Genomic DNA, 10,976 nt, shown 5'->3' on the forward strand with positions numbered 1-10,976 from the left:
CCCCTTAGATCTCGAGCGCCTTCGGCTGTTGAGCCGAATGCGGATGCGTAGCTTCAGCGTAGACCTTCAGCTTCTTGATCATCGCGTAGCCGAGCGGGCCCTTCGGCAGCATGCCCTTGACCGCCTTCTCGAGCGCACGGCCCGGGAAGCGTTCTTGCATCTTGCCGAACGTCGTTTCATAGATACCGCCCGGGTAGCCCGAGTGACGGTAGTACTTCTTGTCCAGAGTCTTGTTGCCCGTGACCTTCAACTTGCTCGCGTTGATGATGATGATGAAATCACCAGTGTCGACGTGCGGGGTGAACTCAGGCTTGTGCTTGCCGCGCAGACGGCGTGCCACTTCGCTGGCAACACGGCCGAGAACCTTATCCGTCGCGTCAATCACGTACCATTCGCGCGTCACCTCATGGGCTTTTGCGGAAAACGTCTTCATGATCGATCCAAAAAAAATGCTTTGCCCGATGTGTTCTTCCTGCTTGTCTATGTGCGCTTCAAGGCGCGGTGCAGGCTCTCCCTGTTCTTTTTCCGTGGGCATGAATGCGGAAAAGCCCTGAATTATAAAGGAAATACGGCAACGCGGTCAAAGGGAATCCACGTCCCGTGCCCGTGGCGGCCGAAATGGGCCAAAATCCGGTCGTGCCCCAACTGACCAGGCGATCCGAGCGCCCGGGGAGGCACCCATCGACACGCGGCACCTGACCTTGCCGCGCCCGACCGGCCGAACACGGAAAACAACAAACCAGCATGAAGAAACAACGACTTACGCCCTTCCTCGCGGCCGCGCTGCTGGCCGCCGCGGCGCCCGCCGTCGCCGCCCACGCCGGCTGCGAATCCAAGCTCGACGCGCTCGATGCGCGCATCGCCGAAGCCCGGAACGCCCATGCGGAGGATCGCGTCGCCCGCCTGCGCGCGGTGCGCGAACGCGTCCGCCATTTCTGCGCTCGCGGCCACGGCCATGCGTCGGCCGCCCACGCACCGGCGCCTGACGCACGCTCGCGCGCCACGGCGCCCGATGCGACATCGCAACCGGCCGCACGGCAGCCCGCGTGACGCTGCCAGCGTGCGCAAACCGCGCGCCGATGTTTGCATGGGACGAAAAAAAGCCCGAACGGCTGGTTCGGGCTTAATCCACCTTAGGAGGAGGGTGGAGGAGACATTCGGAGGTTGCCGCAGCGCGACAACCAATGACGCTCATTATACGAATGCACTGCCGACTTCACAAGAAAATCTGCATTACGAAATCAAAAACCATAATGCGAAATTTCGAGCGGAGCACGCTAGAAACCATCTTCTTCTTTAAAATCAATTACATGCCACTGCAAGGCATGAGCGGAAATCGTCCTCGTCTAGAGCAAAACCCCTAAAAGACGCGAGGAAATTGCCGTCCGGCGCCCTGCCCGAGCGGCGCCGGCATTGCACGTCGTGCAGCGCATCAGCCGGCCGTTGCGCAGCGGGCTACAATGCCGGATCGAATCCGAATCAGGCAACGCTGGAGTGCAAGCATGGAATGCAAAGTAAGCTGGATGGGCCAGGACGGCATGGCGTTTTCCGCCGAGACCGGCAGCGGGCATCTCGTCACGATGGATGGCGCCCCCGAAGGCGGCGGCCACAACCTCGCGCCGCGCCCGATGGAAATGGTGCTGCTCGGCACCGGTGGCTGCACGGCCTATGACGTCGTGCTGATCCTGAAGAAGAGCCGCCAGGAAGTGACCGGCTGCTCGGTCACGCTGAAGGCCGAGCGCGCCAGCGAAGATCCGAAGGTGTTCACGAAGGTGCACTTCCACTTCACCGTCACCGGCCGCAACCTGAACCCGGCCACGGTCGAGCGCGCGATCAACCTGTCGCACGACAAGTACTGCTCCGCGTCGATCATGATCGCGAAAACGGCCGAACTCACGCATTCGTTCGACATCGTCGCCGTCTGATCGCACGGCGCGCGCATGAAAAAAGGGCCGGCGCTCCGCAAGGAGACGCCGGCCCTTTCGCATTCGAACGGCAAAGCAGGCCGATAAGCCGGATTCTGTGCACGCTGCGCGCCGAAGCGCACAGCGCGTGGCAGCCATTCCTCTAGGCGCGCCATTGCTGACGCGCTCAAGCTTCCTACCCGCAGACGAGACGGGGGCCCCGTCCTGCATCCGAAAATGCGCGCCTGCCTACTTGGAATTGCTCCGGGTGGAGGTTACCGTGCCGGCGAACGTCGCCGTCGCCGCGGTGCGCTCTTACCGCACCGTTTCACCCTTACCTGATCCCGGCTTGCGCCGGGCCATCGGCGGTTTGCTTTCTGTTGCCCTGTTCCGCGTGTCGCCACGGATGGCCGTTAGCCATCACCCTGCCCTGTGGAGTCCGGACTTTCCTCGCCCCCGCGCGCCCGAAGGCGGCGAGGCCGCGACTGCCTGGCCTGCTTTGCGACGCGCATTCTAGCACTGCGCGCCGCCGCCGGCAGCGCGCATGCGGCGGCCGCTGCGAAATTCGGCCGGACCGTCGTAGAACGCGGCATCGGCATCCGAGGCGCACCCGCCCGGTACCCCAAGCGCCGGGAGCGGCGCGAAATCGCGGCTCGTCAGCGCGCGTCGCGCGTTCGGCCGCGACCGCTGACACGCGCACCGTCGCGCAACGCGCCGTTCAGCGCATCGCACCGGGCGTCACCCGCCAATGCGGCCGCCTGGCCGGTCCGGCACCGCATAGGGCGCGAACCACGGCGCGGCCCCGTCGATCCGCGCGAAATCCGCCGCCGCGCGGCCGGCCGCATGGCCGGGCTCGCGCGGCGGCGCATCGATCACGCCAGTTTCCAGCCGATCGTCTCGCCGCCGCGCAGCGGCACGACCGGCGTGTCGCCCGCGAAGATCTCGCGCGGCAGTTCCCACGCCTCGCGGCGCAGCGTGACCGTCTCGGCGCTGCGCGGCAGCCCGTAGAAATCGGCGCCGAAGAAGCTCGCGAACCCTTCCAGCCTGTCGAGCGCGCCGGCCGTGTCGAACGCTTCCGCGTACAGCTCCAGCGCGTGCAGCGCCGTGTAGCAGCCCGCGCAGCCGCATGCGGTTTCCTTCGCGTCGCGCGCATGCGGCGCGCTGTCGGTGCCGAGGAAGAAGCGCGGGTTGCCCGACGTCGCGGCCTCGACCAGCGCCACGCGATGCGTCTCGCGCTTCAGCACCGGCAGGCAGTAGTAATGCGGGCGAATCCCGCCGACGAACAGCGCGTTGCGGTTGTACAGCAGGTGATGCGCGGTGATCGTCGCGCCGAGCAGGCCGGGCGCCGCATCGGCGTCGCGCACGTAGTCGGCCGCGTCCTTCGTCGTGATGTGCTCGAACACGACCTTCAGGCCCGGGAAATCGCGGCGCAGCGGCGTCATCACGCGGTCGATGAACACTTTCTCGCGGTCGAACAGGTCGATCGACGCATCGGTCACCTCGCCGTGCACGAGCAGCGGCATGCCGGTTTCCTGCATCGCCTCGAGCGTCTTCGCGCATTTCGCGAGATCGGTGACGCCGTGGTCGGAGTTCGTCGTCGCGCCGGCCGGATACAGCTTCACGCCGTGCACGAAGCCGCTTTCGCGCGCGCGGCGGATCTCGTCGGGCGGCGTGTTGTCGGTCAGATACAGCGTCATCAGCGGTTCGAACGTCATCCCGGCCGGCAGCGCGGCAAGGATGCGCTCGCGGTAGGCCTGCGCCTGCGCGGTGGTCGTGACCGGCGGCTTCAGGTTCGGCATGACAATTGCGCGGCCGAACTGGCGGGCGGTGTGCGGCAGCACGGCGGCCAGCATGTCGCCGTCTCGCAGGTGCAGGTGCCAGTCGTCGGGACGGGCGAGCGAGAGCGTCGCCGGGGAAGAAGCGTTCGAGGCAGTCATAGGAGGCGTCGTGAGGAACAGGCTTGCCATCGGCGGGGCCGGAACGCGCGTGCGCGGGCCGACTGACGGCAAACCGCAACACGGGACCTTTGGCCAGCGGAATCCGCTTTTTACCGCTCAGGGCTCGGTGATATGCTAGAAGCCGCATTGTACCGGGGTTCGCCCGGTTCGTTACCCCCCCGCTTCAGCCTGCCGCCCCAAGTAAAATGTGCCAACTCCTAGGAATGAACTGCGCCGCACCGACGGACGTCACATTCTCCTTCACAGGTTTCGCGGCCCGGGGCGGGCTCACCGATCACCATGCCGACGGCTGGGGCATCGCATTCTTCGAGGACAAGGCCTGCCGCCTGTTCATCGATCACCAGGCATCGGCCACGTCGCCGATCGCCGAAATGGTGAAGCGTTACCCGATCAAGTCCAAGAACACGATCGCGCACATCCGCAAGGCGACGCAAGGGCACATCCTGCTCGAGAACAGCCATCCGTTCATGCGCGAGCTGTGGGGCCGGCACTGGATCTTCGCGCATAACGGCGACCTGCAGGACTACGCGCCGAACATGGACGGCAGCGTCTACCACCCGGTCGGCACGACCGACAGCGAACAGGCGTTCTGCGTGCTGATGCAGGGGTTGCGCGAGGCATTTCCCGGCGCGCAGCCGCCGCTGCCCGAGCTGTTCGAGCGCGTCGGCGAGCTCACGCGCGGGATCACCGATCACGGGGTGTTCAATTTCCTGATGTCGAACGGCCAGGCGCTGTTCGCGCATTGCTCGACGCGGCTGCACTATCTCGTGCGCCGCTGGCCGTTTTCGACCGCGCATCTGGTCGACGAAGACCTGTCGATCGATTTCGCGAAATACACGACGCCCGAGGATCGCGTCGCGGTGATCGCGACGCAGCCGCTCACCGACGACGAAGTCTGGACCGCGTTCGAGCCGGGCGAGCTGATCATGTTCCAGTGCGGCGACGTCGCCGCGCGGATGCAGATCCCGGTGCCCGAGCGCGTGCTCGAGAAGCTGCGCAATCCGTCGCTCGACGCGTCGGCGTCCGCGCCGCGCACGGCCCGCGAAGCGCTCGCCACCGCGGCCGACGGCGATTCCGACGACGCAATCGACTTCTGAGCCCGGCGCGGCACCGGCCGCGGCCGCTTCCTGCCCGCTTCCTGCCCGCTTCCTGCCCGCTTCCTGCCCGCTTCCTGCCCGCTTCCCGCCCGCTTCCCGCCCGCTTCCCGCCCGCTTCTGCCCGCTTCTGCCCGCTTGCGCGAACCTCGCGCGAGACGCACGACGATGCCCGTCACCGGCGGAAATCGCCCCGCTCCGGCCGATACGGGTTCACGTTGGCCACGCCATCGGCGCAACGCTTCGATGCCACCCAACATTCGCTTGATTTTATTCATTCACAAGCGAAAATAAATCGCAGGCGAAACAAAAAATATCATCCGCCTAAATCAAAAAATCCCGGATTCTCATTTTAGCGCGCCGCCTTCACCTGAACCGTGCGCTATCCCACCTACCCCGACAGCCATTCAAGATTTTTCACAAAACCCGTCAAACCCTTCTCCAGCATAGCTTTCGGTTCGATTAGCCACACAAATCAAAAATACCGGCCGTTACGGTTCGCATCATTACAGTTTCCATTTTCTTGATAATCGGCAGCCACCCGAGTCAGTAGACTCCGCCCATCCTCGGTGTAACGAAACACGATTGGCGCGCTACGCAGCCATAGCCGCCGCACGCCCTTTCGATTGATTGCAGCACCGCGGAATGCGAATTCGCCGAATGGCGGCGAATGCCACTTCAAAAAGAAGAAAGAGGGGTATGTCGTGAATCACTCATTTCGATCGATATGGAGCGAAACCGCCGGCTGCTGGGTCGCGGTTGCGGAAACGGCACGGGCGCGCGGCAAACGCTCGCGCGGCGAATCGGGCACCGGCCACCGTGCGGCACGCGCGACCGCGCGCCGGTCGCCGCTTCGCGTCGCGGCGCTCGGTGCCGCGCTGGCCGTGCTGTCGACCGGCGCCGCGCATGCTTCGACGTGCGGCAGCGGCGCGGCAGTCGCGAACGGCGGCGCCTGCGCACTCGACAGTTTCAGCCCGACCGTCAACGACAACCTGGCCGGCGCCACGACCGTGTCGGGCGGCGACCGGGTCGGACTGACGGGCGCATGGACCGGCGCGACCGGCGATATGGGCTACACGCTGACGCCGCTCGGCAGCACGTCCGTCGTGTCGGGCAACCCCGACCAGCCGCTGCTGTCGATCGGCGGCAAGACCCAAAGCGTCAGCACGCCCGACTCGATCACCGGCAGCCACAGCTCGGTCGCGACCTACGATTCGGCCGCGTTCGCCGCCTCGAATGCGGGCTCGACCAGCGTGCCCGTCTATCACGACGTGAACGGCAACCAGTACGTGAACACGCGGATCGGCACCGTCGAGCGCTCCGGCGGCACGCTCGACGTGTCGATCGGCAGTCCGGCAGGGTCGCCCGCGGCGGCCGGCAACGCGATCACGATGGCGCCGAAGCAGACCGACCTGTTCGTCGCGGACGGCACGGGCACGGCGCAAAGCGTCGTCAACTGGAACTCGCGCAACCAGGTGTGGCTCGGCACCGGCGACTATCTGGCGAGCGGCGGCCCCGTCAGCCATGTGCTGCTCGACGTGCCGGCGTATGCGGGCACCTTCACCGCCTTCGACGGTAGCGCGTGGACGGTCACCGACGCCGCGTCGCTCGCCGCGTACAACACCTTTCTCGTGCGCTCGGTCCAGAGCGGCGCGCTCGGCTCGCAGGCCGCGTACGACCACGCTTTCAGCCAGGCCGTCACGTTCTCCACGCAATCGTTCGAGTATGCGAACAACGTGTCGCCGGGCGACAAGAACACGCTGCAGATGGACTACCTGACGGTCATGCACGGCACCGGCGCCAACGCGACGCTGCACATCGGCAAGGACGGCCAGATCGACTTCCGCGGCACCAATACGATCGACTCGAGCTCGGCCGTCCTCGCGGAGAACGGCGCGCACTTCGTCAACGACGGGCGCCTGTCGGGCGACTTCACGCTCGTGCGCCTGCTGACCGGCGCGAGCGGCGTGAACAACGGCGTGATCTCGTCCGGCTACGCGGCCGGCGACAACTTCGACACGGGCGGCACCGCGCTGCCCTACAACTTCAGCCTCAACGCGTACACCGAGGGCAGCGGCATCTACGCGAACGGCGCCGGCACGCGCTTCGTCAACAACGGCGTGATGAACGTCGGCGCATGGACCTTCAACAACAGCACGCGCCCCGACCTGCAGAACTACGCGGTGGCCGCGACGGACGGCGCGTACGCCTCGAACGCCGGCACGATCAACGTCGGCGTCAATGCGACGACGCTCGACAGCCAGGTGATCGGCGGCCTCGTCGCCGGCGGCAGCTTCACGAACGAAGCCGGCGGCACGATCTATCTCGGGCGCGCGGCCCAGTACGACGCCGCGTCGCCCGAAGCCGCGAACGACGTTGCGCTGTCCGCGCATGCGTACGGCATCCTGCTCGGCGCGTCGGGCACCGCAAGCAACCTCGGCACGATCGTGATCGGCTCGCAGACGCAGAACGGCGCCGCACTGGCGAGCATCGGCTCGACCTCCGGCTCGCTGACCAATGCGGGCTCGATCGTCGTCAACGGCGCGGCGACCGGCACGCCACTCGCCAACGTCGGCATGCTCGCGGCCGATACCGCCGCGACCGTGACCAACACCGGCACCATCACGCTGAACGGTGTCAACGGCATCGGCATCATGGTCGTCGGGACCGGCACGCACGCGACGGCCGCGACGTCGACCGGCACGATCAACGTGGCCGGCGGCCTCGATCCCGCCTCGGGCACGCGCAACTACGGCGTCTGGGCCGAGGGGCCGCTCGCGAAAGCCACGCTCGACGGCGCGCTCAACCTGACGGGCACCGGCGCAATCGGCGTGCACGCACGCGCGGGCGCGACGATCGACGTCGGCGCCAACGCGGTGCCGGCCTTCATGTCCGGCACGAACCAGATCGGCTTCTACGCGTACGGCGCGGGCTCGAAAATCAACGTCGCCGCGCAGCACCTCAGCGTCGACACCGACGATTCGACGCTGTTCCGCGTCGCAGGCGGCGCGGCCTATACGGGCACGTCGACGGCCGGCACGCTGACAACCGACGTCAACGGCCAGCGTGCGCGCGGCGTGCTCGCGACCGACGCCGGCACCACGCTGTCGACCGGCAACGCGATCTACAACGTCAACGGCGCGAACGGCATCGCGATCGCGGTAGAAGGCGGCGCGACAGGCACGATCGACGCGGGTGCGACGATCAACCTGACCGCGGCCGGCGCGACCGCGGGCATCGTCGACGGCCAGGCGCACGACCTCGCCGGTGCGAATGCGGGTGCGCCGGTCGCGACGACGCTGACCAACCACGCCGCCGTCACGTCGTCGACCGCCGGCGTGACGGGCTTCGTCGCGCAAAACCTCGGCACGCTCGACAACCGCAGCACGGTGCTGCTGACCGGCGCCGGCTCGACGGGCGTCGTCGTCGGCACGCAAGGCACGGTGAACAACGCGTCGACGATCCGCGTGTCCAACGGTACGGGGGCACTCGTGCAGGGTGCGGCGGCAACGCTCGCCAACGCGGGCTCGATCGAAGCCGACGACGGCGTCGCGGGCGTGCGCCTCACGGGCGCCGGTGCATCGGTCGCGCTGTCGGGCGCCGGCACCGTGATCGCGAACGGCAGCGCCGACGGCGTGCTGATCGATTCGACCGTCACGGGCGGCGGCATCGCGGCCGGCGCGACGTCGATCGCGGTCGGCGGATCGGGCAGCGGGATCCGCAACCTCGGGGCGAACGCCACGATCGCGCTGGCCGGCACGCAGATCGCCACGACGGGCAGCGGCGCCGACGGCCTCGCGTCGACCGGTGCGGGCGCGCGCATCGCGGCCGATGCGGCAGCGCTCGTGCGCACCGCCGGCGCCAACGCGCGCGGCCTGTTCGTATCGGGCGCGGATTCGACACTCTCGGCCAGCGGCACGACCGTCGCGACGACGGGCGCCGGCGCGCATGCGGTCTTCATGGACGGCGGGGCGACGGCCATGCTGTCGGGCGCGAAAGTCACCGCATCGGGTGCCGCGGCCGATGGCATGGTCGCGCAGAACGGCGGCCGCATCGCCGATGCGGGTTCGTCGATCGCCAGCGCGGCCGGCAACGGCGCGACCGCGAACAGCGGCGGCGTGCTTGCGTTGACCGGCACGACGCTCGCAGGCGCGACGGCCGGCGTGCTGACGTCGGACACGCTCGCGAACGGCGCGACGAGTTCCGTGCTCGTCGACGGCGGCAGCGTGGCCTCCACCGCCGGGCCGGCCTTCGCCGCGCGCGGCGGCACCGCCGACATCGCCGTGCGCAACGGCACGGTCGTCACGGCCGGCAACGGCACGCTGCTGAACCTCGCGAACGGCAGCAACGTGACGTTCAATGCATCGGCGGTCAACCTCGCGGGCGACATCGTCTCCGACGCATCGAGCACCGGCACCGTGCTCCTCGCGAACGGCACGACGCTGACCGGCAGGATCGATCCGGTCGCGCTGACCATCGACGGCACGAGCACGTGGCGCATGACGGGCAGCTCGGTTCTGAGCAGCCTGAACAACGCGGGCCTCGTGGCATTCGCCGCACCGACCGGCTCGCCGACGCTCACCGGCAGCTACAAGACGCTGACGACCGGCAGCTACGTCGGTAACGGCGGCACGATCGCGCTGAACACGTACCTCGGCGCCGATGCGTCGCCGACCGACCGGCTGATCGTGAACGGCGGCACCGCGAGCGGCACGACCGGCCTGAAGATCGCCAACACGGCCGGGACCGGCGCGCAGACGACCGGCGACGGGATTCCCGTGGTCGTCACGGCCAACGGCGGCACGACCGCCCCATCGGCATTCCATCTCGCGGGCCCGGTACAGGCCGGCGCGTACGAATACCGGCTCTATCGCGGCGGCCAAGGCGACGCGAACGGCTGGTACCTGCGTTCGCAGCTCGACCAGACCGACCCCGGCGATCCGATCCACCCGTCCGGCGGCGGCGACGGCGGCGGGAACGGGAACGGCGGCACGCTCGCGTATCGCCCGGGCGTCGCCGGCTACGCGCTGACGCCGCTGCTGAACGCCGACTACGGCTTCTCGACACTCGGCAAGCTGCACGAGCGCGTCGGCGACATCTACAACCTCGAGAAGCAGCAACCCGGCAACCGCGACGGCGTGTGGGGGCGCATCGGCGGCCAGAGCCTCGACGCAAACGCGGGCCGCTTCTCGGCCGACGAACGCACGTTCTTCGCACAGTTCGGCAAGGACTGGACGCTCGAGCAGGCGCCGAACGGCGCCGGCAGCACGCATGCGGGCGTGACGGCGAGCATCGGCGTGTCGAATGCGAGCTTCAGCGACATGGCGCGCGCCGGCACGCCGGGCCTGTCGACGTCGACGGGCTCGGTCGAGATGCACGCGCAGAGCGTCGGCGGCTACTGGACCCGCTACCTGTCCGACGGCACCTACTTCGACAGCGTCGGGCAGGTCACGCACTACGGCAACCGCTATCGCGACAGCTACGGCAACGAGGCGTCGCAGAACGGCTTCGGCGTCGCGCTGTCGCAGGAAGTCGGCAAGCCGTTCGCGATCGGCAGCCTGCCCGTCGCGGTCGAGCCCCAGGCACAGCTGATGTATCAGTACCTGAAGCTCAACGGGTTCAACGACAACGTATCGGCCGTCTCGGGCACGGCGACGAACGCGCTGCGCGGCCGCGTCGGCGTGCGCATCTTCCGGCCGAACCTCCAGTCGGACGCAGGCGGCGGCGCCGCGACGCCGTACTTCACGGCCGACGTGCTGCACGACTTCCTGTCGCCGGCCCAGACCGTCGTCGGCGGCACGCCGTTCGCGACGCACCTCGGCCGCACCTGGTACGAGCTCGGCGTCGGCGTGACCGCGGGCTTCGGCAAGTCGGGCGAGCTGTACGCGAACGCGAAGATCGCGCGCAACATCGGCGGCGACTACCGGCGCGGGATCGTCGGGCAGGTCGGCTACCGGTACAGCTGGTAACGCGCCGGTAACGCCGTCGCACGCGGACGAAAAAAAACCGCCCGGCGGTCA

Annotated in this window: 7 protein-coding genes, 1 other RNA gene and 1 pseudogene; 4 read left to right on the plus strand and 5 right to left on the minus strand. The window is 67.9% G+C overall.

Going from position 1 to position 10,976, the window contains the following annotated elements:
* Positions 1-4: 4 nt before the first annotated feature.
* Positions 5-433 carry a 50S ribosomal protein L13 gene (rplM, locus tag BLA15945_RS20785; protein ID WP_009687896.1) on the minus strand — a complete coding sequence of 143 codons (429 nt, stop codon included), beginning with the start codon at positions 431-433 and terminating at the stop codon, positions 5-7.
* Between the two features lie 311 nt (positions 434-744).
* Here rplM and BLA15945_RS20790 point away from each other — a divergent pair, with 311 nt between their 5' ends.
* A complete protein-coding gene (locus BLA15945_RS20790; protein ID WP_174993263.1) occupies positions 745-1,050 on the plus strand; it encodes a DUF1090 family protein in 306 nt (101 codons plus the stop codon).
* 410 nt (positions 1,051-1,460) lie between these two features.
* Entirely contained in the window at positions 1,461-1,925 is a 465-nt protein-coding gene (locus tag BLA15945_RS20795; RefSeq protein WP_081051880.1) for an OsmC family protein, read from the plus strand.
* A gap of 68 nt (positions 1,926-1,993) precedes the next feature.
* Here the strand turns inward: BLA15945_RS20795 and rnpB are convergent.
* The 4 genes and pseudogenes from rnpB to pyrC form a co-directional block, all read right to left on the minus strand.
* Positions 1,994-2,405, minus strand: an RNA gene (gene rnpB / locus BLA15945_RS20800) — RNase P RNA component class A.
* 12 nt (positions 2,406-2,417) lie between these two features.
* A pseudogene (locus BLA15945_RS37875) lies at positions 2,418-2,576 on the minus strand (DUF3025 domain-containing protein); the annotation flags it as partial.
* Positions 2,577-2,642: 66 nt separating this feature from the next.
* Complete coding sequence (locus BLA15945_RS20810; RefSeq protein WP_174993266.1) at positions 2,643-2,780, minus strand: hypothetical protein; 138 nt, start codon at positions 2,778-2,780, stop codon at positions 2,643-2,645.
* The gene (gene pyrC, locus BLA15945_RS20815; RefSeq protein ID WP_059236125.1) at positions 2,777-3,841 is read right to left on the minus strand and encodes a dihydroorotase; all 1,065 of its coding nucleotides are present in this window, start codon (positions 3,839-3,841) and stop codon (positions 2,777-2,779) included. Before pyrC ends, BLA15945_RS20810 begins: the two co-directional genes overlap by 4 nt.
* Before the next feature lie 206 nt (positions 3,842-4,047).
* Between pyrC and BLA15945_RS20820 the strand changes: the two genes are divergently transcribed.
* Both BLA15945_RS20820 and BLA15945_RS20825 read left to right on the plus strand, forming a co-directional pair.
* On the plus strand, positions 4,048-4,959 hold the full coding sequence (locus BLA15945_RS20820) for a class II glutamine amidotransferase (protein WP_174993267.1): 912 nt from the start codon (positions 4,048-4,050) through the stop codon (positions 4,957-4,959).
* Between the two features lie 701 nt (positions 4,960-5,660).
* Positions 5,661-10,925: an autotransporter outer membrane beta-barrel domain-containing protein gene (locus BLA15945_RS20825; protein WP_174993268.1), complete on the plus strand. Its 5,265-nt coding sequence runs from the start codon at positions 5,661-5,663 to the stop codon at positions 10,923-10,925.
* The last annotated feature ends 51 nt before the right edge of the window (positions 10,926-10,976 follow it).

This window comes from Burkholderia arboris (assembly GCF_902499125.1).
Classification (GTDB): domain Bacteria; phylum Pseudomonadota; class Gammaproteobacteria; order Burkholderiales; family Burkholderiaceae; genus Burkholderia; species Burkholderia arboris.